Origin of the sequence: Marinomonas spartinae, assembly GCF_016461715.1 — a bacterium.
GTDB classification, from domain to species: domain Bacteria; phylum Pseudomonadota; class Gammaproteobacteria; order Pseudomonadales; family Marinomonadaceae; genus Marinomonas; species Marinomonas spartinae_A.
Map to the genome: position 1 here is coordinate 1 of NZ_JAEMUI010000005.1, position 25355 is coordinate 25355.

The 25355-nt window shown below is 42.4% G+C and carries 28 protein-coding genes; 9 read left to right on the plus strand and 19 right to left on the minus strand.

Translation table 11 applies throughout. The features are described 5' to 3' along the window. Together JHD45_RS06635 and JHD45_RS06640 are read left to right on the plus strand one after the other, a co-directional pair. Positions 1 to 286 (plus strand): hypothetical protein (locus JHD45_RS06635; protein WP_199475733.1); only part of this gene is annotated, 286 nt, incomplete at its 5' end. A 39-nt stretch (positions 287 to 325) separates the two neighbouring features. Next, on the plus strand, positions 326 to 919 hold the full coding sequence (locus JHD45_RS06640) for a CBS domain-containing protein (protein ID WP_199475734.1): 594 nt from the start codon (positions 326 to 328) through the stop codon (positions 917 to 919). Between the two features lie 76 nt (positions 920 to 995). Here the strand turns inward: JHD45_RS06640 and tusA are convergent, their stop codons facing one another. Together tusA and JHD45_RS06650 are read right to left on the minus strand one after the other, a co-directional pair. Then, a complete protein-coding gene (gene tusA / locus JHD45_RS06645; RefSeq protein WP_199475735.1) occupies positions 996 to 1229 on the minus strand; it encodes a sulfurtransferase TusA in 234 nt (77 codons plus the stop codon). A gap of 47 nt (positions 1230 to 1276) precedes the next feature. Then, positions 1277 to 1864 carry an alpha/beta family hydrolase gene (locus tag JHD45_RS06650; protein ID WP_199475736.1) on the minus strand — a complete coding sequence of 196 codons (588 nt, stop codon included), beginning with the start codon at positions 1862 to 1864 and terminating at the stop codon, positions 1277 to 1279. Positions 1865 to 2027: 163 nt separating this feature from the next. Here JHD45_RS06650 and hemN point away from each other — a divergent pair, with 163 nt between their 5' ends. From hemN to JHD45_RS06665, 3 genes are read left to right on the plus strand one after another with little or no spacing between them, the layout of a single operon-like run. Beyond that, the gene (gene hemN / locus JHD45_RS06655; RefSeq protein WP_199475737.1) at positions 2028 to 3398 is read left to right on the plus strand and encodes an oxygen-independent coproporphyrinogen III oxidase; all 1371 of its coding nucleotides are present in this window, start codon (positions 2028 to 2030) and stop codon (positions 3396 to 3398) included. A gap of 15 nt (positions 3399 to 3413) precedes the next feature. Then, positions 3414 to 4175 carry a fumarate/nitrate reduction transcriptional regulator Fnr gene (gene fnr / locus JHD45_RS06660; protein WP_199475738.1) on the plus strand — a complete coding sequence of 254 codons (762 nt, stop codon included), beginning with the start codon at positions 3414 to 3416 and terminating at the stop codon, positions 4173 to 4175. A 25-nt stretch (positions 4176 to 4200) separates the two neighbouring features. Further along, the gene (locus tag JHD45_RS06665) at positions 4201 to 4743 is read left to right on the plus strand and encodes an adenine phosphoribosyltransferase (RefSeq protein ID WP_199475739.1); all 543 of its coding nucleotides are present in this window, start codon (positions 4201 to 4203) and stop codon (positions 4741 to 4743) included. Between the two features lie 156 nt (positions 4744 to 4899). Here JHD45_RS06665 and JHD45_RS06670 read toward each other — a convergent pair whose 3' ends face one another. The 4 genes from JHD45_RS06670 to JHD45_RS06685 all read right to left on the minus strand — a co-directional run bounded on the left by JHD45_RS06670 (position 4900) and on the right by JHD45_RS06685 (position 8705). Next, the gene (locus tag JHD45_RS06670; RefSeq protein WP_199475740.1) at positions 4900 to 5466 is read right to left on the minus strand and encodes a YfaZ family outer membrane protein; all 567 of its coding nucleotides are present in this window, start codon (positions 5464 to 5466) and stop codon (positions 4900 to 4902) included. 10 nt (positions 5467 to 5476) lie between these two features. Next, positions 5477 to 6313 carry a tRNA 2-thiocytidine(32) synthetase TtcA gene (ttcA, locus tag JHD45_RS06675; RefSeq protein ID WP_199475741.1) on the minus strand — a complete coding sequence of 279 codons (837 nt, stop codon included), beginning with the start codon at positions 6311 to 6313 and terminating at the stop codon, positions 5477 to 5479. 92 nt (positions 6314 to 6405) lie between these two features. Next, a complete protein-coding gene (locus JHD45_RS06680) occupies positions 6406 to 6963 on the minus strand; it encodes a SprT family zinc-dependent metalloprotease (protein WP_233407656.1) in 558 nt (185 codons plus the stop codon). An 8-nt stretch (positions 6964 to 6971) separates the two neighbouring features. Continuing rightward, positions 6972 to 8705 (minus strand): RecQ family ATP-dependent DNA helicase, encoded by a 1734-nt coding sequence (locus JHD45_RS06685; protein ID WP_199475742.1) that lies wholly within the window; start codon positions 8703 to 8705, stop codon positions 6972 to 6974. Between the two features lie 112 nt (positions 8706 to 8817). Here JHD45_RS06685 and JHD45_RS06690 point away from each other — a divergent pair, with 112 nt between their 5' ends. Continuing rightward, complete coding sequence (locus tag JHD45_RS06690) at positions 8818 to 9486, plus strand: YecA family protein (RefSeq protein ID WP_199475743.1); 669 nt, start codon at positions 8818 to 8820, stop codon at positions 9484 to 9486. Between the two features lie 45 nt (positions 9487 to 9531). Here JHD45_RS06690 and JHD45_RS06695 read toward each other — a convergent pair whose 3' ends face one another. From JHD45_RS06695 to JHD45_RS06725, 7 genes are all read right to left on the minus strand, one after another. After that, positions 9532 to 10692: a fused response regulator/phosphatase gene (locus JHD45_RS06695; protein ID WP_199475744.1), complete on the minus strand. Its 1161-nt coding sequence runs from the start codon at positions 10690 to 10692 to the stop codon at positions 9532 to 9534. Positions 10693 to 10702: 10 nt separating this feature from the next. Continuing rightward, on the minus strand, positions 10703 to 11005 hold the full coding sequence (locus JHD45_RS06700; RefSeq protein ID WP_199475745.1) for an STAS domain-containing protein: 303 nt from the start codon (positions 11003 to 11005) through the stop codon (positions 10703 to 10705). Between the two features lie 23 nt (positions 11006 to 11028). After that, complete coding sequence (locus tag JHD45_RS06705) at positions 11029 to 11340, minus strand: BolA family protein (protein ID WP_199475746.1); 312 nt, start codon at positions 11338 to 11340, stop codon at positions 11029 to 11031. Positions 11341 to 11445: 105 nt separating this feature from the next. Continuing rightward, positions 11446 to 14862 (minus strand): SbcC/MukB-like Walker B domain-containing protein, encoded by a 3417-nt coding sequence (locus tag JHD45_RS06710; RefSeq protein WP_199475747.1) that lies wholly within the window; start codon positions 14860 to 14862, stop codon positions 11446 to 11448. A 15-nt stretch (positions 14863 to 14877) separates the two neighbouring features. Next, positions 14878 to 15609 (minus strand): DUF4194 domain-containing protein, encoded by a 732-nt coding sequence (locus JHD45_RS06715; RefSeq protein WP_233407658.1) that lies wholly within the window; start codon positions 15607 to 15609, stop codon positions 14878 to 14880. Continuing rightward, positions 15609 to 17000, minus strand: coding sequence for a Wadjet anti-phage system protein JetA family protein (locus JHD45_RS06720; protein ID WP_199475748.1), 1392 nt, complete (start codon positions 16998 to 17000; stop codon positions 15609 to 15611). The genes JHD45_RS06715 and JHD45_RS06720 overlap by 1 nt, the downstream gene beginning before the upstream one ends. A gap of 35 nt (positions 17001 to 17035) precedes the next feature. Continuing rightward, complete coding sequence (locus tag JHD45_RS06725; RefSeq protein ID WP_199475749.1) at positions 17036 to 17416, minus strand: sirohydrochlorin chelatase; 381 nt, start codon at positions 17414 to 17416, stop codon at positions 17036 to 17038. 200 nt (positions 17417 to 17616) lie between these two features. On the opposite strand from JHD45_RS06725, the gene JHD45_RS06730 reads away from it, so the two are divergent. Beyond that, positions 17617 to 18504, plus strand: a complete 888-nt coding sequence (locus tag JHD45_RS06730; protein ID WP_199475750.1) for a TIGR01777 family oxidoreductase — start codon at positions 17617 to 17619, stop codon at positions 18502 to 18504. A 10-nt stretch (positions 18505 to 18514) separates the two neighbouring features. On the opposite strand, the gene JHD45_RS06735 is transcribed toward JHD45_RS06730, so the two are convergent. The 6 genes from JHD45_RS06735 to JHD45_RS06760 form a co-directional block, all read right to left on the minus strand. Next, positions 18515 to 19024 (minus strand): type I DNA topoisomerase, encoded by a 510-nt coding sequence (locus JHD45_RS06735; protein ID WP_199475751.1) that lies wholly within the window; start codon positions 19022 to 19024, stop codon positions 18515 to 18517. Between the two features lie 30 nt (positions 19025 to 19054). Then, positions 19055 to 19426, minus strand: a complete 372-nt coding sequence (locus JHD45_RS06740) for a hypothetical protein (RefSeq protein WP_199475752.1) — start codon at positions 19424 to 19426, stop codon at positions 19055 to 19057. An 8-nt stretch (positions 19427 to 19434) separates the two neighbouring features. Further along, positions 19435 to 20181, minus strand: a complete 747-nt coding sequence (locus JHD45_RS06745; protein ID WP_199475753.1) for an HAD family hydrolase — start codon at positions 20179 to 20181, stop codon at positions 19435 to 19437. Then, on the minus strand, positions 20182 to 21177 hold the full coding sequence (gene hemH, locus JHD45_RS06750; RefSeq protein WP_199475754.1) for a ferrochelatase: 996 nt from the start codon (positions 21175 to 21177) through the stop codon (positions 20182 to 20184). A gap of 217 nt (positions 21178 to 21394) precedes the next feature. Further along, complete coding sequence (locus JHD45_RS06755) at positions 21395 to 22213, minus strand: TSUP family transporter (protein ID WP_199475755.1); 819 nt, start codon at positions 22211 to 22213, stop codon at positions 21395 to 21397. 89 nt (positions 22214 to 22302) lie between these two features. After that, a complete protein-coding gene (locus JHD45_RS06760; RefSeq protein ID WP_199475756.1) occupies positions 22303 to 23238 on the minus strand; it encodes a chemotaxis protein CheV in 936 nt (311 codons plus the stop codon). 115 nt (positions 23239 to 23353) lie between these two features. Here JHD45_RS06760 and JHD45_RS06765 point away from each other — a divergent pair, with 115 nt between their 5' ends. Both JHD45_RS06765 and JHD45_RS06770 read left to right on the plus strand, forming a co-directional pair. Beyond that, the gene (locus JHD45_RS06765; protein WP_199475757.1) at positions 23354 to 24559 is read left to right on the plus strand and encodes an EAL and HDOD domain-containing protein; all 1206 of its coding nucleotides are present in this window, start codon (positions 23354 to 23356) and stop codon (positions 24557 to 24559) included. Between the two features lie 9 nt (positions 24560 to 24568). Then, positions 24569 to 25336: a TatD family hydrolase gene (locus JHD45_RS06770; protein WP_199475758.1), complete on the plus strand. Its 768-nt coding sequence runs from the start codon at positions 24569 to 24571 to the stop codon at positions 25334 to 25336. Positions 25337 to 25355: the final 19 nt, after the last annotated feature.

The window sequence follows — 25355 nt, forward strand, 5'->3', positions numbered from 1 at the left end:
TATCACCTTTTTTCTGATCGTTTCGTCTTTGCTGACGCTATCAGATTGCGCTACAGCAAAAGAGATTAATAAGCAACGCTGGCTTCAGCCTAATATAGAGAAAATTTACTGCGAAGAGGCTGCTCTAGATCAAGACAAAGCAATAAAAGGGGAACAAGATAGCACCTCTATTCAGTTCTTGGCTTTGGTTAAAAATTATACTGCTTCAAGTGATTATCTTGAACCAGTTGGCTACTTTCTAGCGACTAAAACTTACCCTAGAGCACCGCCAGTTTTCTTGATATAGCTTCGCTCTTTCTAACTTTTTAACTTTGGAGAATACATCATGAAAACACTAACTTACGTTTCAACAAAAGAAGTCAATGCCTTAACCTGGCCAGTCACTATTGAAAATACAACACTATACTCACCCGCATTATGCGTGTTCACAGATTTTAAAACATCGGCTCCTCGTGTAATCGAATCCAACACTCGCGCTGATGAGTTGGTCAGACTGATGAGAAAAGAACATGTTCGCATGAAGGTGGTCGTTGATGAGAAAAATAACTTTGTTGGCGTAATCAGCCTAGAAGACCTATCAGAAGATGCTTTTATTAAGCACGTGGCAAATGGTTATGCTCGTTCAGAATTGCTTGTTGCAGATTTAATGAAACCAAAAGATAAAGTACTAGCCTTGTCTTATGCCTCTCTAAAAAATTCTGATATTGAATCTTTACTGTACAGTCAACGCGAAACGGAAGGCCAACATTTACTCGTTATTGATGAAGAAACAAAAACCATTCGAGGCCTCGTTTCTGCAAGTGATATCGCTCGCCAGCTACGCTTAGACATTGATGTAGCCTTCTCTAGCTTTAAAAACATATACAAAATTGCTTTATTAGGCGAAAAATATAATAGTAAAAAACTTAGAGTAGCCTAGAAAAAGATTACTCATCAAGTGTGTTTTGCTTATAAAAATGAGAGGGTTCAAAGAATGACTTTGAACCCTCTCATTTTTACCCTTCTCGTCTTTGAATCCAATAATAGTAAACATCCCCTTCTTGCTCTTGTTTAACCAAAGTATGCCCTAAAAATCGACAAAAATTAGGTATATCTCTGGTCGTAGATGGATCTGTTGCAACCACTTTTAGCACCTCAAGGGGCTCTATTTTTTTCATCTCCACATGTAGCATCATGACTGGCTCTGGGCACATTAATCCGCTAGCGTCTAACAATGAATGGTGTTCCATAATCTGATCCTCCGACTGATTACCCCTATTATAAACCTCCAGGTTGGCTAGACAAACTTTTCTGACAACCAACTCTTAACCATGCTAGCCACCTTTGAAACCACCTCGTCTTGTGTTATGGCCTGCTTTTTTAGCGTCTTAAAATCATGATCGGCTCCTTCAACCCACATGATCTCAATATTCTTGTTGAGTTTTTGCTCCAGGACCCAAGTAGGCTTACCGAACACATCCCTCGTCCCTTGAATAATCAAGCAAGGGACATCAACAGCTTCCAAAAACGCCAAACGATGCTTCTCAGGTTTACCGGGAGGATGAAAAGGAAAACCAAAGCAAATAACCCCCTTCACTCTATTATCACTTGTCAGCTGCGTTGCAACTCGCCCTCCCATCGATTTACCCGCAACAATGAGAGGGTCCGAGACACTTAGGTAGTCAGCAAACTCTGGTATTAATGTATCGAAACGTGGTGGCGGACGCTTTTTTCCAGTGGCCTCTTGTTCCTGCATATAGGCAAAAGTCACGGGTATGACAGGGCAACCTTTTTCTCCTAACTGCTGGCTAATGCGTTGTAGAAAGTCACTATTTTTGTGACCGACGCCCGCTCCATGAGCAAGATAGATAGGCAATATTTGCATGGCTTCATCTCAACACTAAAAACGAGTTTTTTAACTTGAATAAAAAGTTTCTCTCTTGAACTTAGCAAGATTTTTATTTTGACCTTAAAACCTTGATCCAAGTCATACGAACAGAATCCCCATAAGAGTAAACTGCCATTAGAAAATTTAATAGGAAAACATCATGATCTGGGATCCATTACTCATTCAAAAATACAACTTATCAGGCCCTCGGTATACTTCCTATCCGACAGCTCCGTTGTTCGATGCATCCATCAGCAAAATTGCTCTCATCGATAGAATGTTAAGGCCTTCAGACGCCCCAATCAGCCTCTACTTCCACATCCCATTTTGCGCTCATCTTTGTTACTACTGCGCCTGCAACAAAATTGTGACAAAACAATACGACAAGGGCGAGGAGTATGTGGAGTTATTAGGAGAGGAAATACGCCTACGCAGCTTAATGATTGACGCTGATCGTCCGGTGACACAACTGCACTTCGGAGGTGGCACACCAACCTTTTTGTCTGAGTCACAATGGCAGCAGTTATTTGATGTAATCAATAGACATTTTTCTTTGATTACCAATGGCAGTCAAGACTATAGCGTTGAGATTGACCCTCGAGAGATAAGCAAGTCAAAACTGACGCTTCTGACAACCATGGGCATAAATCGCGTCAGCATAGGCGTTCAGGATTTCGATATAGCGGTCCAAAGAGCCATTCACCGCATACAACCTGTTGAAATAGTTGAAAAACTCGTCAATGACTGCCGCGAACTCGGTATACGTTCTATTAACTTCGATTTAATTTATGGCTTACCGTTCCAAACTCTAGACGGTTTTAAAGAGACGCTGAATATCGTTTTGAGATTACAACCAGAACGTATTTCTGTCTTTAACTACGCTCACTTACCTGAGCGGTTCCCTGCGCAAAAACGGATTCCAGAGGAGAACCTACCTTCTGCAGAAATGAAGCTGCATATACTCAAAATGACCATTGATACATTAATAGAAAATGGCTACGTCTATATTGGCATGGACCATTTTGCTAAGCCTGATGATACGTTGACGATTGCTCAAAACGAAGGCAAATTGCAACGTAATTTTCAGGGGTACACCACCCATGCAGATACAGATTTGATTGCCTTTGGCGTATCCGCGATCAGCAACTTAGGCGGCGTGTATATCCAAAACCATACTGACTTGTCTCTTTACCAAAATAGCATTGAAAACGGTCAACTCCCTATTATGAAAGGCTATATCAGCGATAATGATGACAGAATTAGACATCAAGTCATTATGACGCTTATCAGTCAATTTAGATTAAGCTTTCAAGCCATAGAACAAGAGTTTACTATACGCTTTAAAGAGTACTTCGCAGTAGAGCTTGCTAAATTAAAGCAGCTAGAATTGGATGGCATCATTGAAATTCTGAGCCAGCAAGAAGATACTATTATAAAAGTAACAGATCGGGGACGATTACTTATTCGCTGCGTATGCATGGTTTTTGACAAACATTTGAACAGCGTAGTCAAGTATTCAAAAGTAATATAATCTAGGGAGAGTGAAATGCCCGCAACACACACACAATCACGTTTTAGCAGTAAGTTATCTTCTCAGTGTCAAAATTGTAGCTTAAGTGCGCTATGCCTACCTATCGCTCTGGCAGACGAAGATATTAATCGATTAGATCAAATCATTGAGCGAAAACGCCCTCTAAAGAAGGGGGAGGTGTTATTCCATCAAGGCCAACCTTTTAGTTCTGTCTTTGCCGTGAGAACCGGCACACTAAAGACTTTTAATATTACCTCTTCAGGCGAAGAACAAATCACAGGCTTCTATTGCCCTAGCGAACTGGTTGGTCTAAGCGGGATCGATGATAATACCTACCCTATTTCTGCTAAAGCACTAGAAACAACCACCGTATGCGAAATCCCATTCAGTCATTTGGAGAATCTTTCCGCACAAATTCCGTCACTCAAACACCAGATGTTCAAAGTAATGAGCCGTAAAATTGGCGATGATCAGCAAATGATGGTACTTCTGGGCAAAAAGAATGCTGACGAAAAAGTAGCCTCATTCCTTCTTAACCTATCGAACCGCTTTAAAAAGCGTGGTTATTCAGCGACGTCCTTCCGACTTTCCATGTCCCGTGGTGAAGTGGGTAACTATTTAGGCTTAGCAGTAGAAACAGTTAGTCGTGTGATCACACGCTTTCAAAAAAACGAATTAATCCAAGTAGATGGTAAAGAAATTTCCATTATTGACTTGCCAGAAATGCAAAAACTCGTGGGAGTTGCGCCTGACTGTGGTAAAATAGCTCAGTTTTGAACTACAAACTAGGCGCACTTTGATTATGCTGTATGATGATTTCTACGTTAAGTCATTAATTCGTTCTGTTGAAGACTGGCCAAAGCCAGGCATCAACTTTCGAGATATCACCCCTATTTTTAGCGACCCAAAAGGCATGCGTATGGTCGTTGATGCTTATGTGCATCGCTATATTACCAGCGATATTACTCATATCGCTTGTATTGATGCTCGCGGCTTTTTGATCGCGGCCGTACTGGCATATGAACTACAAAAACCGCTGATTTTGATCCGTAAAAAAGGGAAACTGCCTGGCAAAACCATTTCACAAGCGTACGACTTAGAATACGGTTCCGCTGAGTTGGAAATTCAGGAAAACTCAGTAAAAACTGGCGATAATGTTTTATTGTTTGATGATCTTATTGCTACAGGTGGCACCCTATTAGCAGCTATTGAGCTATTAACGAGCCAAGGTGCAGAGGTTAAAGAAGTGGCCGCTATTATTGACCTGCCCGATCTAGGTGGAAGCCAAAAATTACAGGATAGAAACATCCCCGTTTTTAATCTGTGTGCGTATGAAGGTGATTAATCATCTATTTGCCTTTATTCACTAGAGGCAGTCTAAAGCATCAATAAAAAAGGTGGCGAATGCCGCCTTTTTTATTGATCGACTTTTACTAGCCAGCCTTTGAAGCACTTCGCATAAAAAAGCGCGTCAAAAATATCAAGCTATCCTTCTAAACTTCTAAAAAGCAACATCAGCACCAACAGAAATACCATCATTACTTTTTTGACGCTGACCATTTTTGTAAATAGCTTCAGTCGCACCGTAACTAATAAAAGCACGGGTATTGTGCGTTGTCATATACTCAAGGCGTGCGTTATAGGTATACATATGATCCAGTCGAGAAATCGTTAGCACCTCAGGAGAATAATAACCGGAAGCGTATATGCTTAAACGATTCGCCATTGGGAAGGTATAACGATACCAACCACCTAACGCTACCGCTAATGCAAGATCATTATTTTCATCTTTTAAATTAGAATCGAGAGCATATAGACGCGCCCCTAGTCCAACCTGCAACGGCCCCGTTGCATCTGTATCTTGAATACTCAAGCCTGCATAAGCAGAAGAGGTATCTTTATCCGCATCATGCGTCCCCCCCGCATCAATTGAAAAAGGGCCTGCATCAATACTGGCATCCGCTTTCAACAAATCGTTTCTTAAGTTCACACTTACGTTAGAAGCCAATACCATGGAAGAGCTTAGTAGCCCTGCGGTCAACAATAGTGCTTTGTTGCTTAGTTTCATTAGAACTTTCCTATAGTGAAATAATATTCAATTTATTAAATGCATCTTCTGATTGTTTTAAGCCTTTAAAATCAAACAGCTCATTATCAGCAAGATGGGAAGGCACCACATTCTGCATGGCAGTAAACATAGAATCGGTTCTACCTGGGTAATCTTTTTCCCATTGCTGAAGCATATCTTTTACGACTTGCCTTTGTAGATTCTCTTGTGAACCACATAAATTACAAGGAATAATGGGATAAGCCTTCATATCGGCAAATGCTTGAATGTCTTTTTCCTTGCAATAAGCCAATGGTCGAATAACCATATGCTTTCCATCATCACTTAACAGCTTAGGCGGCATAGACTTTAACTTACCACCGAAAAACATATTTAAAAAGAGCGTCTCAAGTATGTCATCTCGATGATGACCTAAAGCAATTTTAGTCGCGCCAATCTCTTCTGCAAATCCGTAAAGTGAGCCACGACGTAAGCGAGAGCATAATCCACAAGTAGTCTTACCTTCTGGAACGATTTCTTTGACGATGCTATAGGTGTCTCTCTCTAAAATATGGTAATCGACTCCAATTTCGTCAAGATAGGCTGGCAACACATGCTCGGGAAAACCAGGCTGCTTTTGATCTAAATTCACAGCGATGATGCTGAAATGAATAGGGGCGCTGGCTTGTAAATTTCGTAAGATATCCAGCATAGTAAAAGAGTCTTTACCACCAGATAGACACACCATCACTTTATCACCGTCTTCAATCATATTGAAGTCGACAATGGCCTGACCTGTTAAGCGTCTTAAACGCTTTTGCAGCTTATTAAACTCAAGTTTTTCTTTCGGGTTGTTAGATAAATCCATTATGTACACGCTATAAACTAAATGCCGCTATCTTACTATAATCATTATTTTGTCGCATTAAAAAAGCAGCAACTTGATAAAAAGCTTGCACATTAGTGACGCTTTGACAAATCATCCACAAAATGCAGCTTAGTCCCACACAGCTTGCAAATATACTCTGTGCCTTTTTGCGCTCTAGTATGACGCTGTTTGGTGAACGTGTGCGTTTGACAATGGCATTGGTAGTAATAACTTTGTTTTGGTGGTGGAACATCAAAGCTATGGGTACGTTGTGGTGGAAGTCCATACACTTTGTGCATTACCGCCTGCCACTCTTTGCCATGTGGTCGCACATCATTTCCGTATATCTGAAACACAATAATATGAGCAACCTCATGGGGCACAACCGTCTCCAAAAAGTCCTGAGGATTTTGCTGGTACATATACGAATTAAAACGCACTTCATTTTTGTGCAAATGAGCAGTACCTGCAGCTCGTCCCTTTTGACGTAGATTCGCATTTGGTAACTCAAACTCAGTGCCGAAAAATTGATTCGCTCTGTTTATGCAGTCTACTACTTTACGCTGTATAGTCGCTAGGATCTGTTTTGGCGCATCAGTCTCATAGGATTCATTCTCCATATCGAAAGAAAGTTGGCTTTTGGCATACATAGGCGGCCCTATTCCTCGTTGGTTCTTACGTCATTCAAGATGGTCAACAATTGCTCTGCATAAGAAGAAATGGCTTCAACGGATAGCCCTGTTAAACGACTCAATGAAGCGACATTGCTCGGTTTATGCTGTTGCACTAGTCGCAACTGACGATCTGACAAAGGATTATTCTGCACTCTACTTTTCCAAGTTTTTAGTTTATGCCAATCTATCAGCTCTTTATGAAGCGCATTCTCATCTAATATTGGATAATAACGCTCATGGGGCAAAAGTATCTGCTCTTCTCCCTTCAAAACTCGCTTGGCCTTTTGATTCAAGTGCACACAAAAAGTAGTGGAATAGTCTATTTTTATATAACTAAATCCAATTAAGTGCCGAATCACCGCCTTCCACTGAATATCGGTAAACTCCCTGCCTTTTCCAAATAAAGACAGAGTTTCACCTTGAATGCTTATAACACCTTTGTTGCGCTTTCCAAGCAGGACATCAATCAACACAGAAAAAGGCTGCACCCCTTTTGTATAATAAATAAGAGAAAGCATTTTCTGTGCCGCTATGGTCGCATTTTGCTCAGAAGACGGTGACAAACATCGATCACAGCGTCCGCAAGGCTCAATTTCTTCTCCGAAATGCGCGAGAAGATGTTTGCGGCGACACCCTCGACTTTCAAGTACTTTAAAAAGCGCATACAATCGATCATGACTCTCACAATCACTAAATTGTTGCGCCTGCAGCATATCTTGAAGCCCATACAATAATAAGGATTTTGCAGGCTTACCATCTCTACCAGCGCGACCAACTTCTTGAAAGTAGGCTTCCGGACTGCTCGGTAAATCAAAATGGATAACAAAACGAATATCAGGCACATCAATGCCCATACCATAAGCTGTTGTTGCTACCATAATGACACCAGGCTCATTCAGAAAACGTTGATGATGCTTTTGCTTATCCAGCTCATGCATGGCTGCGTGGTAAGGCAAGCTAGTTAGCCCAAGGCGTTCGAGCCAGCTCGCTAGCTCTTGGGTTTTTTTTCGTGAACGGCAATAAATAATACCCTTTTCACCCGCCATTTCATGGTGCAAAAAATACAATATTTGCTGTTTAGCTTTACGCTTTTGAGCAATTTGAATCTCAATATTCGTCCGATCAAAACTGTTTTTTAAACGTAAACACCCGTTGATTTGCAGGGAATTTTCAATGGTCTGAATCGTTCTTAGATCGACCGTACCGGTTAACGCAATGATAGGAACCTTGGGGAAAGTGGCGCGTAGAGTCCCCAATTGGCTATATTCCGGCCGAAAAGCCTCACCCCATTGGGCGATACAATGGGCTTCGTCAATAGCAAAAAGGGAAATTTGAATATCTTTTAAAAAGCCAATTACCGTCGGTTGCACTATTTTCTCAGGCGACATAAAAAGCAAATCAACTTGATCATGCCGCAGAGCCCACACCAAATCTTCTTGCTCTTCGATATTCAAAGCAGAATTGAAAAAATAGGCATTGACCCCCGCTTTTCTGAGCACATCCACCTGTTGCGCCATTAATGCTAGTAGTGGGCTGATGATAATACCAATACCCTCACGTATTAACCCAGCAGATTGATAGACTAAGGACTTACCACCGCCAGTAGGCGCCATCAACAAAACATCATTCCCCGAACAGAGGGCATCAATGGCTTCCTCTTGTAAGGGGCGGTAGGCTTGGTAGCCGAAACGGGACAATATAGTGTGTTTGGTTATCATAAGAGAATTATCTCTTAAGTAAGGGCATTGTGCATCGATTTTTAGACGCTTTTTCGCTAGAATTCGCCACTTAATCCGCTGAAATCACTTTTAAAGTTTTAGGAAATCTTATATGGCACACCAACCTCTTGATGATCTTGAGTTAGATACAATAGAAACCTTTTTAGAATCCGATCGAGTTCATGAAGAATGTCAGAATTTCGTTATGGCCCACGGCTTTTTAACAGCACTGGCTATCTGCCCCTCCCAATTTACCGAAGAACAGTGGCTACCTGTCATTTTTGAGGAAACCCCAAACTTTGAAAGTCAAAAAGAAGAGAAGCAAATTACTCAACTGATGTCTCGCTTATTTGTTGATATCCAAAAAGAGCTTGAGTCAGAAGACGAGTTTCTCATTCCATGCGAGTTAGAAATGGGACCAAGCGCAGAAGAACTCAGCGAACTTCAAGAATGGGCCACCGGTTTTATGGAGGGGGTGTTTATGACTGAAACCTTCTGGTTTGAAACCGAAAAAGAAGAAGTCGTGGCGGAGCTTTTACTCCCTATTATGGTGGCCTCTGATTTATTTGACGATGAAGAAGTGATACAGATCCGACAAAGCGAAAAGCTCACTCGCTCCTGTATTGAACAAATTCCTGAAGTTGTAACAGACCTCTTTCTTGTGCTGCGTACCGAACCAGAAAAGCGCCCAGCTCCCTCCGCATCTAAGCATGCGAACAACAAACAATCAGGCAAAAAAACCAAAAACAACAAAAAGAAAACACATGGCAAAAAGCATTAAGAACGAAAAGCTCTAGTTTATAAAAGCAATAATACTTCTCGGCTATTATCGCTTATTTTCAGTCACTTTTTTTCTCACAGCAACAAAGGTTATGTCATCTATCTGTTCTGAGTGACCTTGGTATTGAGAAAGCTTATTCTTTAGATCCTCTTGCGCTTGATTTAAATCGGCATTGGCATAACACGCCGATACAAGCGCTTCCAAGGACTCAGCCCCTAACATTTCCCCAGCTTCATTTTTTAACTCAGAGACACCATCAGTCGCGATAACTAAGGTATCCTCTGCAGCAATGCTGAATTCACCTAACGTGTTATCAAACTCGGATGGTCCTAAAATTCCTAAGGGCATATGCATGGATTGCAAATAGTCTAGCCTGCCATCTTGGCGGCGTATATAAGCCTTGGGCATACCACCTCCCCAAAAAAACAAATGACCACCAGGCTTAATTAAGACAATGTAGGCTGCACAAAACATATAATCGGGCAGGATACTGATCAACATACGATTAATATGGCTTGCAAGTTTAGAGATTTCTATATGATCATCTACGGCATCAAAAAACGCTTGCGCAACAGGTAAGGCGCCAATGGAAGCGGAAAGACCATGGCCGGTAAAATCCCCTACAAATATGAGACGCGCTCCATCAGAACGGGAGTTAACAAGTGCTAAATCGCCATTGAAGCTAGCGGCAGATAATCGGGTAACCGCCACATTATGATCGGTATTTTCACAGCGTATTAAGACATGATCAAGCACTTGATGAGCCATTTTATGCTCCCGCTCGATCATCGCTTTGTAATACACCAACTCCCGATTTTTTTGCGACATCTCTTGCACAAGCATCACCTGGCGCTTGTGACTCTCTATACGAGTATTAAATAAAGCCTCTTGAAAGGGCTTCGGTAAAAAATCATCAGCGCCAGCACTGAAACATTTCTCCATGGTCGAATCAGAAGATTGCGACGATAAAAAAATCATTGGAACAAAACGACCATTAGCTTTTAATTTGAGCTCCCGGATGAGAACTAAGCCGTTTCCTCCTTTTACAAGAACATCTAGGGTAACTAAATCAGGCTCCCAGTCTTCAAAAAGGTCAATCGCTTCTTGAAATGTCGTGGCGGTCTTTACATCTAGCCCATGCCCCTTAGCGCACACGCTAACGATTTCACGGTAAATAGGCTCGCTGTCGACACATAAAAGCTTCATTAAAATGCCTTTATCGAATAGTGAAACGTTTGTCAAAACGAGAGATCATCAAAATATTTCTGATGAAGTCATTGGCACCTTTTAACTCTATTTCGCACTCATCACCTAAACTGTTTTTCATGCTAAGCAGCATACCCAAAGCGGCACTATCCAAGTACTCAACCTGGCTCATATCAACACTAAAAGACAATTTCTGGCCAATAAAATCAGCGTAAGCGTCTTTAAATTCATTGAATAAAGAAAAATCAAAACTTCCAATAATGATAATATCAACACAATTATCAGCTTGATGATAATTTACTGTAATGCTCATATGAACCATCATAACGCGAGTTATTACCCGCGTCCTCCTCCGTGACAATTAGGTGATCCAGACACATCACCTTGACGCTCCGACCATTCTTCAGGGGTAAACAGATGCATTGCTAACGCATGAATAATATCCATTTGTTTAGATAATATACTGTAAACTAGCTGATGACGCTGCACTAAACGCTTACCAGAAAACTGTTCACTAACTAAAACCAACTTAAAATGTGACTCACTACCTTCTGGCACATTGTGCATATAGCTCTCGTTTTCTAAAACGAGATACTGAGGAGAAAACGCCTCCTCTAAGCTCTGTTTAATATCGCTTTCTATTTTCATTATTATCTCGGTCTATCATTTAATCTAGTCGTTCTAATACTATATTAACCCCATATTTCGCAGTCATATAGCATTCATGTCAGTAACCCGTTAATCACACCGACTTTATGCTGGATTTAAAATGGCTTCCATATCACCATTCAGCAACGTTTGACCTTTTTCTTTTGGATAAGCCACGTCAATAGAAACCGCTCCGCCCTCACGCCACACACTGATCACCGTATCCATATTCGCCGCCATAACAGCTCGTTTATCATCAGGTGCCGCCGCGATAACTTGCAAACCGATGTCCTTCATAAAGCCCATACAAGTCGACGTTTTAATCATATCTATTTTGTTAAACGCTTCATCGAACATGGCCAAAGAGAAGCCGCCAACAATGTCACCATCCATTGTCTCGTGCAATCGATAAGTCGTCGATAACGCCGCCGCGATTGCCAAATAAAATGGGATTTGATGCTCACCACCCGACCCCGTCTGAATTCGCTGACTTAACGTTGTCTTCTTGTTACCATCCGCATCGAGAATATCGACCTCGAAGTTATAAAACTTACGATAATCCGCCAGATCCTGTTGCTTCTCTTCGTCTGTAATCAGCTCTTGAATCGCCGTAATGGCACGCAAATGCTCTGGATCCCCCGTCATTTCAGGGTCAAACAAACCACCGACATTCGCTTGATCTTGTGCACTAAAACGATCGACCAAGTCAAGAATATCTTTCATATCACCATTTGGGTAATAACGGAACTGGTAAGTTTCATTATTAAAGGGGCGACGCTTTAAACTGTGATTGAGTTCTCTAATAATGTGAGCGACCTGATCCAAGGAATCTTTAAGTTTTGACACATAATCAGAACGGAAAGTTTCCTCGGCTTCTCGCCTAGCAAGCTCGGCACGTTTGGCATATTTTGCCAACTCTGTTTCACTTAACACGTCAATTTGATAATTCACATAATGTTGAAACTCTTCAAATTTGGATTCCAGATAATCCAGTTGGATATCATTATCCATATTCGCATTATGATATTTAGCATAGTGGTCAGCCACATCTTTACGCACTTTTTGATCAAAGCTTCGCGACTTATCTTCTGCTTTTTCGGCACGACTGATGGCTTCCTTATAAATGGCGGCCCCATTGACCATACTGTTTTCTAACAATGCATAACGCTCACTGGCAAATTCTGCATTATAAAGCGGGCTGGTAGTGAGACGATTACGCTCCTCATCAAGAGCCGATAAGGCCGAACTCAATTGGTTTTTCTGCGTATTCAATGCACCGTATTGCTCGGAAATTTGTTGCCGTTCGCGGTCCAATTTTTTCTGATCCAGTTCTACCGTTTCAATACGCACTTTCAGCGCTTCAATCTTCTCTTGAAGGTCTTTATCATCATGCTGCTGAAGTTGAGCGATTTCCGCTTCGACATTTTCAAGCTCTTGTGTCAGTCGAGTAACTGCATGGGTCGCATTATTTAATGTTTCAGCATCGAACTGATTGCTCGCCATAATACGTCCCAACAGATTATCTGCCTGCTCTAAGCGCTGGTCAGCCTTAAGGTGATCCATCAACTCGCCACTTAATTTAGCTAATTGCTCTTCGCGGGACTGCCTCATGCCTTCTGTATTAATACCTACCATCATATGCGGCACAGATCGTATGGTGGAAATACTGCCAGACAACTTCAACATCCCATCCGCAGTCATCGCGCTTTCTTCACGCAAGAGCTCGCGCTCTGTTTCCACTGGCTTGATACCACCTAACCGACGATTCAAATACGCTTGGGCATGGTCATTGTTGCAACGAATAAATTTGAGCGCTGAATTACGATCACCACGGCTTAGCCATAACCTAGTCTGGGTTGTATCAACAACACGACAGCCCATTAGCTGACGACGATGGGCACGGAAAATGCGAATTGCTTCTTCCGCATCCTCAGGCTCAACAATCAAAGCTTCACGCTGAGCTCCTAAATACCCTTCAATTGAATCTTGCCATTTACGATCCGTCACCTCTGCCAAATGACTAAGAGGGGTTGCCGTGATCTGAGCGTCTTTTAATAGCGCAATCAAACGCTTGGTATTTTGCGATAATGGGCTCACCCCACCTTTCAAGGAAGATACATCCGACTCGAGTTGTTTACACTCATCTTTCAAGTTCAAAATGGTACGATTTAATTCTGAACGCTGCCTGAATACCAAGGACTTTTCAGTATCTAAACTTTCATTGAGCGCACTCAATAGTTGAGTTAACGGTTTTAAACTCGCTTCAATACGGCCATCTTCACCAATCAAACCAATATAATTGCCTGTTTCTTTTACCAGTGCATTTGTCGGTTCAGATAACAGATCCTCAAAGGCCGATAGAGATGACATCAACACCATGATTTGGCGGGCCTGAACAATGGCCTTTTGATCTTGCTGAGCTTGCAATACTAAGAACTTTTTATTCTGCTCTAACTGCTGAAGCTTAAGCCCAACATCAGAATGCTCGTACTGCTGTTCTAAGCGTAACAATTGCCCCTGCAATTGCTTAAGCAAATGCCCTTGCGTCGTCAACTCTTCATCAATTTCTTCTTCACGCTCTTTATGGAGCTCGTACTGGTCTTGTATGTCATCTTGTTTGGTACTTAACTCATCAAAACGCGCTTCCGTTGCGATCCAATGATAATTAACCGCCGTTTGCTCCTGCTGGTGTTTTTTCTCACACTCTTGCTGGATCAATTTGAGATCGTCAATACGCTTGGAGACTTCTTGGGTTTTGCTTTCCAATTGACGATATTCATGGAGTGATTTTTGATACGCTCCCACCTGAAGTGGCGCTTCTGCTAAAACGAAATCTTGAACAAAACGCGTAGGCGAAGCAATGGGCACAAATTTTAAGGCGTTTTTAAAGTTCTTCAAGAAACTATCAAGGGTAATCAACTGATCAGAACTTGGGCTAAGCTCTTCTAAATAGCGATTGATATATTGTGTAGCTGAAGCACTGCCTGACTTAATGTAAGGGTCTAGGCAGGCTTTTTTCATATTTTCCCGCACTTCAATCCAAGGTTTCGCCTTATAGCTTTTGCCTTCCATCGCATCAATAAAGTCTTCTTTATGAACCCCCAAATTCGGCAACACATAACGCCCCAAGGTATCCTCCTCAGGTGACGCCAACGATGCACTTAATGCAATACCAACCGTCGATTCCTTACCTGTGATAGAGTCTTCGAACACTAGCGCCAGATAACTGATAGCATCTTGCCTTGGTTGCGCACCGAAGCTTTTCGAGTTGGCTTGGCCTGAATCAATCATGCCTAAAATATAAGAGCGAATACTACGCCCACTTGCCTTACCATCGTTTGCACTGGCGTTATAGTTAAGATGGCGTTTACTTGCGCCAGTTAAGACGGTTTGAATGGCATCTAGAATCGACGATTTCCCAGACCCCGTTGGCCCGATAATCGCAGTATTACCTCGGATATTGATTTCTTCTGCACCCAACAGGTACCAGTTTACCAATACAATTCGATTTAACTTTTTCATGTCTTGGTTCCTGTCCTAGTCTTCTTTTTTCATCGATTCTGTTGTATTTTTACCATTATTAGACTCGGCGTCAGTATCACCTGCGTCATTAGATCCGTCGACACTCACATCTGAGGAACTGGACTGTTGAGCATCATCTGGATCCAACTCAATATCGTCATCGTCAGGATCTACACCATTGAACGACTCCAGTTGACGCAAGTAAGCCTCCGTCACAATTAATCGCACGACAGGCGTTATATTAATGATCATATTTTTGCTGTCTTCATCGTAAGTTTTACCACGAATAATGACACCATGACGGCTAAATAAACTGAGAATGTCTTTAAAGCGCGTTTCCGTTGGAATTTCTCGCTTCACCAATTGCACATAGCGATCCAATATCGTATGCGTATTCGTAGCGACAAACCCATTATCGACTTCGAAGTTTTCCACTTTTTCTTCGTATATTTGGCGCAGTACCAATAGAAAAAGGGTTTCATCGGTTTTTAAACGAACAAACGCTTCGCGCTGAACGGGTAAAACGCCTGCCAAACGCTCATTCTCATTCACATATAACTTCATACCCAGCGCATCAAACACATTGGAAAAATAATCATGATATGACTCAACCAATAAATAATGCTTTCTTTGCCCATGCTTAAAGGCGCTCACGAACTGATTCGCGAGTACGAAGTTGGCGGTTTGTTGAAACTCTTGAGCGTCTTTTCCAGACTCCTCAACCACTTTCTTTAATTCTCTAAGCATTACGCTTGGCTCCTACGCACTACATTAAATTCACGACATTCTACAAAGTCATGCACATCTAAATAACGCTCTGTAAATTGTACTTCAAACGCTTTTTCTATTTTCTTTGCGGTTACCCCCAAAGAGCCGACATAGCGCAAATGATCAAAGCACACTAAGTCTTCGACCGACTCAATGGTGAAGTCCAAGATATGCTTGTTCTCTTGGGTGTTCATTTGCCGTTCCAGATAACTTTGCAGCTTGGTCACCGTTACTTGGCGGGCTTCGTGGAAGCGGCGTTGATGATCTCTCAGTTTAATGGCATCAATAGAAACTTCCGCAGGGGTCATCACTCTTGGTGGTGGCGGCTCTCGGCGTTTCATCGGCTGTGCCGCAGATTCCATCCCCACAACGCGAGTACCAATGACATTTTTTAAGGTCGGCAAGCGCTCGAATTTGGCAACATCAGATATAATCCCAGATATTTTATTTGCCATGCCTGGGCGAGAACTGTCCATATAACGAGCCGTATCAGCGGCGCGTTTTTCTAATCGATAACGGTATTCATCAATGCGATCCAAACGTTGCTCAATGGTACTGAAGGTTTGAATAATGTCTCTACAGTCTTTTTCTACCAGAGCTTGCGCTTCGGCCATGGTAATTAACTGTTGATCCACATAACATTGGGCCACATCGCCCATTAATGCGGGGTTGGACAAAAATTCCTGAGCGTACTCTAGAATTTGCCGTCTAAAGCGAAAAGGATTATTGCTGGTTTTGATGGTTTTATAGTCTGCGATTAAAATGCCTTCTACAAATAAATCAAAAAAACCAGCCACGATGGCTTTTGGATCGCGGCTTGAAAACAACTCTCTTTGTAAGCTACGGATCCCCAGCAAAATCTGATTAAGATGGGCCGAGAAATCCCGCGATGCTTCAGCGGATTGACTCAAAGTCACCCCACGCTCTTTGGGATGTTTCGCAACGGATTCCAAGTTACTTAGAATGCTCAGCACCGTGGCCCCATAGTTGCGTTTACCATGACGGCTAATTTCCACCAAAGCACGCAACAACATAGAGATTTGCGGCGTCATCAACACACTGACACGGTACAGCTCTTGCTCTTCGACAAGCCATCCGGTATTGACTAGCCGATGATAAATTCTTAGGGCGTAATCATGAATGGTTTTAGGGGATTCGAAGGATTCCTTTTGCTCATCGTGCCAAGCGTAACTGTCTAAGTTATGCAGAGTATCTTCAATCGATTCAATAATAGTCGATTTTTCTTTAATAGGATCTTCAGCGTGGTCGTAAAAAACCTCCGCTAAATCATACAATACCGCTTCAATTAAACCACGGTTTGAACCAGATAGTGCTTGGAAAATTTCATCAGGAAGGTGTCTAAAAAGCATCCATTATGCTCCAAAGCTAGAGAGTAAAGTCAGCATTAATTGTTTTGTCCCAAATGATGAGCAATAACCTGATCCATGGCCTGTTTGACGATGTCATCTTCACCAATAGGAGACAGTAACTCTATCTCTAAATCATCACGTTTTAGACTTTCTATTTGAGCCGGCACATCATAACGTAAATGACGCCCTACCGCGAAAAACAATGGCAAAACAGCCACTTTCTTAACACGCTTATCTAAATGTTGCACAACGTCTTCCAAACTTGGCTCTGTCAACTCCATATAAGCCAAACTTGAGCGCTCTGCACCGAAACGAGAAATCGCTCGATCATATAACGACTCGAAAGGCTTCTTCCACATAGGGTCTGGGCTTCCATGTGCAAGAAGTATGATGTGATCGTATTCTTTGCGTAGCATTGTGATACCTAATGTTTCTTAATCCCCCCATTTTAGCCATCATAAGGTAGAAAAAGAAGGCGTTTATAGAAAAAGCTTACTTAACTGTACAATAGTTAAACCACTTTTGGAGATTTTTGCTTTTCTATAGAAAGCATTGATCCCATTTCCTTTTTTTTGCGTAATCATTATTGTATTTGAAAATAACTAGGGCCATAAAAATGAAGATACTTGTATCTGGAGCAACCGGCTTTATCGGACGCTCACTTATTCCTACTCTGCAAAAAGCAGGGCATCAAGTATATGCATTGGTGCGTCAAACAGACAGTCGTCTGGATAAAAGTATTCAGCAGTTTACCGTCCATACACTAAAAGAACTGGATGAACCAATGGACGCCTTTATTAATTTAGCAGGAGAAGGCATTGCCGATAAACCGTGGACAGAAAAGCGCAAAAAAAGTCTATTTGATAGCCGTGTCACTCTAACCAAAAAAATTCAACAAGCGCTTAAATACTGCCCCAAAATCGTTATATCCATGTCAGCCGTCGGTTTGTACGGAAGCGACTCGAACCAAACCTACCATGAAGAAAGCCCTCTACCACAAGATGGCTTTGCCCATGAAATTTGCCAAGCTTGGGAGAAAGCGGCAATAGACTTTGCAACGCACGGTGCACGCCTAGTCATTTTCCGACTCGGTGTCGTATTAGGCCCTAACGGTGGCGCCTTAGACAAAATGCGCCCTGCTTATTTATTTGGCTTGGGTGGGAAAATTGGCAATGGCAATCAATGGTTTGCGTGGATACACATTGACGATGTCATCAAGGCTATTAATCAAGCCCTATCAGATGAGAAGATGCAGGGAGCATATAACCTTGTTGCCCCAGACATCATTCAACAGAAAACCTTTGCAAAATCTTTTGCAGCGTCACTTAATCGCCCTGCGGTCTTTCCTCTGCCAGCCTTTATCTTGGAACTGGCTCTGGGCGACATGGCAAGCCTATTAACAAAAGGCCCTAAAATCCTCCCGACTCGACTAACAAATGAGGGGGTTGAATTTACCTATCCTGCAATTGATGGCGCCTTGATAGCGGTTCAAAATCGGCGTTAGCGCTTTTTCTTTATCTCTTTTTCCTAAGCACTGGCATGCCATTATCATCATTCAAGGTGTGGGTGCATTTGGGGTATTGAATACAGCCCCAAAAATAGCCATTTTTGCTTTTTTTCCTAACCAAGTAATGGCCACATTCTCGACAAGGATATTTTTTGGTGCTAGCTGGCACGCCATCGTCATCTTCAACCGTAATTTTACAATCAGGGTAATTACTGCACCCCCAAAACACATTGTCCTTAAAGGTTTTACGCCTCAATGGCGAATGACAAGCGGGACATAAGTAACGTTTTGCTCTAACAGGCTTACCTGCTTCATCATTGGCCGTGTAATCACAAGCAGGATAGGACTCACACCCCCAAAACACCCCGTTTTTCCCTTCCTTACGGAGCAGAAAATTACCGCATTTAGGACAGCGATAATGGACTTTCGGCGCGACGATCCTCACGTCATCTTGGGAAAGGAATTCTTGCTCCCAATGACTCGAAGGTAAGTCGTTTTTATCGTCGTATCCTGCCATGATGACTCGCTTTCACCATCCAATACAGGGTTACTCGCCCGCCTCGGAGCGAATTTTCTTAGCGCCATCACGAGCTGCATCAGCAGCTTTACCTCCCAGTTCTTTCATCCTTTTCCAAACGGAGGAGCCAACTTCTTTGCTTTTTTCTGCCGCGACCTCGCCATATTTAGAGGCGTTCTTGGACGCTTTATCCGCAATAACACCACCTTTTTCTTTTGCCACCTGCCAAGCTTCTTCTCCCTTTTCTGCCGCTATTTTTCCATATTTAGAGGCTTTTTCCGAGGTGATATGCCAAGCCTTATCGGCTTTTTCTTTTAAGGTCTCCGGCGCATCTTGATCCGCCGCATGAGCAAATGGAACAGCAAACAATAACAAAGAAAAAAGAATCGCCAAAACTCGCATAGAACACCTCATAATAGATTGTCAGAATGACCTAACCAAGAAAGAAGAGAATCAATAGCCTCAAGTGTGACTAAATCAGGATATTTAACTAAGTCTTTTTCTAAGACTTGCTCATGAGCCCACGTACAATGATAGGGAACATGAATAGCTCGTGCTCCAATATCCAATACAGGAAGCACATCGGACTTCAGTGAATTACCCACCATAAGAAAGTTTTGCTTATCAATCTTATGCTTCTCCAGAATCCGCTGGTAAGCCATTGGTGTTTTATCACTCACCACTTCAATGTGATCAAAATACTTTACTAATCCAGAACGAGAGACCTTTCCTTCTTGATCCAATAAATCGCCTTTAGTAATCACCATTAACTGGTAATTCCCATACAATTTGCTCAAAACGGTCTCGACATGATCAATAAGCTCAATCGGAGCAGAAAGCATGGTGCGCGCAAGCTCAATAATTTGATGTATTTTTGAGCCTGTTATGCGTCCTTCCGTCAGTTCAATAGCCGACTCGATCATCGATAACGTAAAGCCTTTAATGCCATAACCAAAATACTTGAGGTTGCGCACCTGTACTGCCCCAAGATGGGAACGAATATACGGCTCATCATGATAACTGGACAATATCTCAATAAAGGCATCTTGTGCATGATTAAAAATATCTTCATTACGCCATAGCGTATCGTCTGCATCAAAAGCAATGACTTTGATAGACGATCTCGCTGCGCGAAAATTTGTATTGCTATCGACCATTTAAGCCAACCACTGAGATGTGTTTTTCTGGATCATATCCAAGTATAAAGCGACATGATCATCGCTATCGTTCAAAGCAGGTATATAATCAAACGCTTCACCGCCGTGCTGTTTAAACTCGTCACCCAGCTCCAACGTAATTTCTTCCAACGTCTCAATACAATCAATGGCAAAAGCGGGACTAATAACATTCACCTTTTTAATGCCTTTACCTGGCAACGCCTTAAGGGTGTCACTTGCATAAGGCTTTAACCATTCTTCACGACCAAAACGAGACTGATATACATGTGTCCAATCCCCCTCTTTTAAATCAAGCTCTTCTGCCACCAAACGAGTGGTATCATGGCAGCGACGAGCATAAGGGTCGCCGTTTGTGACATAGCGCTTGGGAATACCATGATAAGACAAAATCAAATGGCGACGCTCGCCTTGTTTGTCCCACTGGTTTCGCACCGAGTTAGCCAGCGCTTTAATGTATAAAGGATGGTCTGCATAATCTTGCAATAGTTGTAACGCTGGCCAATGGGGGCACTTTTTAAGGGAGGCCATTAACCTATCGTAGCCAGCCGCTGTAGTCGTACCTGAGAACTGTGGATACATAGGAACCACAACAATTTTATCTACCCCCGCTTTGCGCAGCTGATCTGCGGCGACTTCCATACTTGGATTTCCATAGGTCATCGCCATTTCAACTGGTATCGCTTGACCTGTCTCTCGCTGAAGTGCGGCTTTCACTCGCTCTTTTAAGCGGCTTCCCAGCACCATCAACGGGGATCCTTCGTCCATCCACACCTGTTGATACACCCTAGCCACTTTCGCAGGACGTACATTTAAAATAATCAGATTCAAAATGGGCTTCCAAAGTAATGGATTTAAGTCCACCACACGTGAATCAGAAAGAAACTCTTTAAGAAAACGACGAACTTCTGGCGCTCTCGGTGCATCTGGCGTTCCCAAGTTAATCATCAGAACACCGTATTTTGGCGTATTTGTCATGTCATTCCTTATTTATAGGTAGAACTTCGGCAGAACAATCCCTTACCGCATTAGGCAAATTGTCAGAAGAAACGCATCTGATTAAATAAAAACCCAAACCATTCACTCCTGATAGTATATTGCCTTAGATAAGGCTAGAGCGAGAAAAAACAAGGTATTTCAACGTCGTTTTGTCAGCTCCTTAACCTCGGCAGCAGCATGTGTTGTAAGATAAGGCTCAATTCATCCATATTCTTAGCGCCGCAATGACCAAAAAAATCACCGCCGACACATGAACGACGCCTTTATCTAACGCATTGCCTTTGTTGCGACATAAAAGGTAGGTAGCCAGTTGGCTGATCGCGAGCGCCAAGCAAGTGGGTAAATGCACCGCACCGACAAAATAGTGCGTGCCACTCAGAGCAAAGGCTTTGGCAGGAAAGGAAAAACCAACCATTGCCGCAACCACAACAAATAAGGCTAGACCAGTCGAGACACCACTCACTTGTTCTTTTTTTATAGTATGCATCTGCAACATCACAGAATAAAAAAGCTTCCCAGAACTGGCCGACATCACGCTAACACACCCAATCAATAAAGTAATCGGCAACCGGAAAGCACTTTGTGACAGTTGGGAAAAGCAACGCCACTTAGATAGCTCATCAAAAGGACGATAGAGTAGAAACACGTTAATCATCGCCATCAAGACCAATAAAACAAGTAACAATTCAAAGGTAGCGAGGGTCATCAAGGATACAATTTGAGCACCAATTACTCCTCCCATGGCGGCGCCAGGCGCAAAGGCAATCAAAGACTGGGAGTCTATTTGTTGTGTTTTCATATCATGCAGCCAATCAACTAATAGCATCGGCGCCATGGACGTTATAGCGGTTGCAATCACTGGAACAATAAGCGCTGGTGGAGGAAGTTGAAAAACAGGCATAAAAAGCAAAACGGTGGGCACGATAAACAATGCACTTCCCATTTTTACCGTGGCAAACAAGACCCCAGAGAAAGCGCCACATATGAGCAAAAAAACAACAAACTGAATATCCACAGATCAGACACCTTATTTACAGCACGATGCATAATAAAAAACAGGCCCATTAGCCTGTTTTTTTAAAACCTCTTTTTACCATGACATAATCAGTCACTCTTCATCACAGTACGAATGCGCTCTTGAATTAAAGTCGCTAATTTATCTGGCTGGAATTTGGATAAAAAGTCATCACAACCGACTTTTTGCACCATCGCCTTATTAAAACTGCCACTTAGGGATGTATGCAAAACAATGTATAAATCTTTTAAGCGAGGGTCTTCACGAATTTCACGGGTCAAACGGTAGCCATCCATTTCCGGCATCTCAGCATCGGTAATCACCATTAACAGCTTTTCAGGCACACTCTCTTCCGTCGCCGCCCAGTTTTTCAATTTTTCGAGGGCGCGCTTACCATCAGTCGCTTCATGAACCGTAATTCCCATATAATCCAGCGTTGAACGGCATTGCGCCAAACCAACGGAAGAATCATCAACCACCAGCACCTCTAACCCTTTCGCCACTTCCATTAAATCATCATCAATGATATCTGGACTAATGCTGGTATCATAAGGAGAAATAACCGCCAACACTTTCTCAACATCAATGATTTCAACAAGACGATCATTAACCCGTGTGATAGCAGTTAAATAATGCTGACGACCCGTACCATCTGGAGGTGGTAGGATTTCGTTCCAGTTCATATTAATGATTCGATCAACCTCACCAACCATAAATCCCTGTACTGTATTATTGTATTCTGTAACAATCAGATTACAGGGCTGGCCCCGATCAATGGGTCTCATACCAATGGACTCCGATAGATCAATCACTGGAACAGTTCGGCCCCGAAAATGCGTCACGCCAGCAACAGAAGGATGACGATGTGGCATCAAGTTCAATTTCGGTAGTTGCACTACCTCTTGAACTTTGAAAACGTTAATCGCGAACATTTGCATTCCGCCAAGGCGGAACATCAGTAGTTCTAATCTATTTTCGCCAACTAACTGCGTACGCTGGTCTACGGCGTCTAACATGCTTGCCATACATTACTCCGGACTGTTTTCCATGTTCAATATAACTTCATTATAACCATGATATTGTATTACGCTTGAGCTTACAGTAATTTTTTGCATCAAATAGGTATCCAGAGAGTATTTAATGATCAGTAAGGATTTTCTTTTCACTCGCCAAACAATTGTCGGGCATAACACTGCCGTCAAGGCAAATCATTTGCTTCACCTTGATGGCATGAAAAAAGAAGTTAGCCATTCTTTTTTGGCAACGCTTTTTTCAGATCTCGACCTAGTCGACACCATAAAACCCTACCCCATTTTTATTAAGACATTGTGTAGTGAAGTAGAAAATATTCCGTCACCACCTGCATCATTCAACTTTGTTCTCTTTTTTGATGCCCAAAATATCGCTCGCAGACAAGCCAACGACACGCAATGGGATGACCTGTTTACTGAATTACGTCTGCAAGGTTATCAACTTGGTATTCGTAACCCATCGCTAGCCATGTTAAATCGAATATCCATTGACCCGTTCATTTATGTTGAGCTTAATTTGGCAGACAGCAGTGCAACCGAAAGCATCAATCTTTGCAACCACCCAGCCCTAAGTCAAAAAAAACTTTGGTTTAGTCGTATCAATTCTCAACAAGAACTAACCCTGGTGAAAGAAAAAACCACGGCCCAGTGGTTTAGTGGTGATTTTCTCTCTGAAAGTGTCCCGGTGAAAGGGCGAAAAATCCCCACCTACCGTTTGATATTATCAAAATTGTTAACCATTTTAAAAAGCCAAGATGGTTCGCTCAAACAAATGGCAGAATGCATAGAAACCGATCTAACATTGACGTTCCGAGTCATCAAACTCACTAAAACCGTCACCTACTATCGCCAATTTAATGTGCAAAATGTACAGCGGGCAATTGAAATAATCGGTTTTCGGGACCTGATTAAATGGGTTAGTTTAGCCATGTTCAGCAGCATTGATGGTAAACCTGATTGCTTATTTTCCATGGCCGTTCATCGCGCTTGTTTCTGCGAATCCTTAGCAAGAAAACTTTACCCTAGAGAAAATGGCGCTTTTCTAACTGGATTATTCTCTTACCTGCCCAGTTTTTTTGATGAGCCACTGGAACAATTAGTAAAAGATTTACCCTTAGCACCAGACATAGCTAACGCGCTAATCGACAAAAAGGGCAACCTTGGCTACATCCTAAGCCTTGTGATGCACTACGAATCAGGGCGCTGGGATAATATTTTATTTGACACCCTTGCAAAAAGTGGTGTGTCAAAACAAACACTTCGAGAGCTTTATATTGAAAGCTTACGTGATGCAAAAGAAATTTATTCGAAATGAGAATGAGACATGATTGATATTGGTGTAAATATAAACCACAACGATTATTTAAAGGATTTAGAAGAAACACTCCTACAATGTCACCAAGCCGGTGTGGAAGGCATTATTTGCATTGCCTCGGACTTGTCAGAAAGTAAAAAAATACAAATCCTGTGTGAAAAACACCCACAAATGTGGTTTACCTTAGGCTGTCACCCCCACCAGGCAAAAAGCTGGACCACTGCAAGCGCGGAAAAACTCAATAAATTAATTGAGCAAAAACGCCCCGTGGCGGTCGGTGAAACAGGACTGGATTTTAATCGTAATTATTCAACGCGAGAAGAGCAAATCTATGCCTTTGAACAACAAATAGACATAGCAAAAGAACACAGCCTACCTTTGTACTTGCATGAACGCGATGCTCACCAAGATATGTTAACCATATTAAAACATCACTATCATGGCGAAGTGAAAGGGGTTGTGCATTGCTTCACAGGTTCAAAAGACGCTTTGCACGCCTATTTAGACTTAGGGTTATACATTGGTATCACCGGCTGGGTGTGCGACGAACGCCGCGGACAAGACCTGCAAGAGGCCATTCCATATATACCCAACGACAAATTGCTGTTGGAAACCGACGCCCCTTATCTCTTACCCAGAAACATTCGCCCTCGGCCAAAAAGAAATCACCCTAAATATTTACCTTGGGTCGCCGCTGAAGTTGCACGGCTAAAAGGCATTCATGTTGATGATCTGGTTCAACAGACACAAAAAAACACCAGCAGGCTGTTCTTCTAAACCTTGCTGGTGTTTCTTG

Excerpts from the sequence above, each read along its gene's own strand:
- JHD45_RS06640 (WP_199475734.1), top strand. The coding sequence starts at position 326 with ATGAAAACACTAACTTACGTTTCAACAAAAGAAGTCAATGCCTTAACC.
- tusA (WP_199475735.1), bottom strand. The coding sequence starts at position 1,229 with ATGGAACACCATTCATTGTTAGACGCTAGCGGATTAATGTGCCCAGAG.
- JHD45_RS06650 (WP_199475736.1), bottom strand. The coding sequence starts at position 1,864 with ATGCAAATATTGCCTATCTATCTTGCTCATGGAGCGGGCGTCGGTCAC.
- hemN (WP_199475737.1), top strand. The coding sequence starts at position 2,028 with ATGATCTGGGATCCATTACTCATTCAAAAATACAACTTATCAGGCCCT.
- fnr (WP_199475738.1), top strand. The coding sequence starts at position 3,414 with ATGCCCGCAACACACACACAATCACGTTTTAGCAGTAAGTTATCTTCT.
- JHD45_RS06665 (WP_199475739.1), top strand. The coding sequence starts at position 4,201 with ATGCTGTATGATGATTTCTACGTTAAGTCATTAATTCGTTCTGTTGAA.
- JHD45_RS06670 (WP_199475740.1), bottom strand. The coding sequence starts at position 5,466 with ATGAAACTAAGCAACAAAGCACTATTGTTGACCGCAGGGCTACTAAGC.
- ttcA (WP_199475741.1), bottom strand. The coding sequence starts at position 6,313 with ATGGATTTATCTAACAACCCGAAAGAAAAACTTGAGTTTAATAAGCTG.
- JHD45_RS06680 (WP_233407656.1), bottom strand. The coding sequence starts at position 6,963 with ATGTATGCCAAAAGCCAACTTTCTTTCGATATGGAGAATGAATCCTAT.
- JHD45_RS06685 (WP_199475742.1), bottom strand. The coding sequence starts at position 8,705 with ATGATAACCAAACACACTATATTGTCCCGTTTCGGCTACCAAGCCTAC.
- JHD45_RS06690 (WP_199475743.1), top strand. The coding sequence starts at position 8,818 with ATGGCACACCAACCTCTTGATGATCTTGAGTTAGATACAATAGAAACC.
- JHD45_RS06695 (WP_199475744.1), bottom strand. The coding sequence starts at position 10,692 with ATGAAGCTTTTATGTGTCGACAGCGAGCCTATTTACCGTGAAATCGTT.
- JHD45_RS06700 (WP_199475745.1), bottom strand. The coding sequence starts at position 11,005 with ATGAGCATTACAGTAAATTATCATCAAGCTGATAATTGTGTTGATATT.
- JHD45_RS06705 (WP_199475746.1), bottom strand. The coding sequence starts at position 11,340 with ATGAAAATAGAAAGCGATATTAAACAGAGCTTAGAGGAGGCGTTTTCT.
- JHD45_RS06710 (WP_199475747.1), bottom strand. The coding sequence starts at position 14,862 with ATGAAAAAGTTAAATCGAATTGTATTGGTAAACTGGTACCTGTTGGGT.
- JHD45_RS06715 (WP_233407658.1), bottom strand. The coding sequence starts at position 15,609 with ATGCTTAGAGAATTAAAGAAAGTGGTTGAGGAGTCTGGAAAAGACGCT.
- JHD45_RS06720 (WP_199475748.1), bottom strand. The coding sequence starts at position 17,000 with ATGCTTTTTAGACACCTTCCTGATGAAATTTTCCAAGCACTATCTGGT.
- JHD45_RS06725 (WP_199475749.1), bottom strand. The coding sequence starts at position 17,416 with ATGCTACGCAAAGAATACGATCACATCATACTTCTTGCACATGGAAGC.
- JHD45_RS06730 (WP_199475750.1), top strand. The coding sequence starts at position 17,617 with ATGAAGATACTTGTATCTGGAGCAACCGGCTTTATCGGACGCTCACTT.
- JHD45_RS06735 (WP_199475751.1), bottom strand. The coding sequence starts at position 19,024 with ATGGCAGGATACGACGATAAAAACGACTTACCTTCGAGTCATTGGGAG.
- JHD45_RS06740 (WP_199475752.1), bottom strand. The coding sequence starts at position 19,426 with ATGCGAGTTTTGGCGATTCTTTTTTCTTTGTTATTGTTTGCTGTTCCA.
- JHD45_RS06745 (WP_199475753.1), bottom strand. The coding sequence starts at position 20,181 with ATGGTCGATAGCAATACAAATTTTCGCGCAGCGAGATCGTCTATCAAA.
- hemH (WP_199475754.1), bottom strand. The coding sequence starts at position 21,177 with ATGACAAATACGCCAAAATACGGTGTTCTGATGATTAACTTGGGAACG.
- JHD45_RS06760 (WP_199475756.1), bottom strand. The coding sequence starts at position 23,238 with ATGGCAAGCATGTTAGACGCCGTAGACCAGCGTACGCAGTTAGTTGGC.
- JHD45_RS06765 (WP_199475757.1), top strand. The coding sequence starts at position 23,354 with ATGATCAGTAAGGATTTTCTTTTCACTCGCCAAACAATTGTCGGGCAT.
- JHD45_RS06770 (WP_199475758.1), top strand. The coding sequence starts at position 24,569 with ATGATTGATATTGGTGTAAATATAAACCACAACGATTATTTAAAGGAT.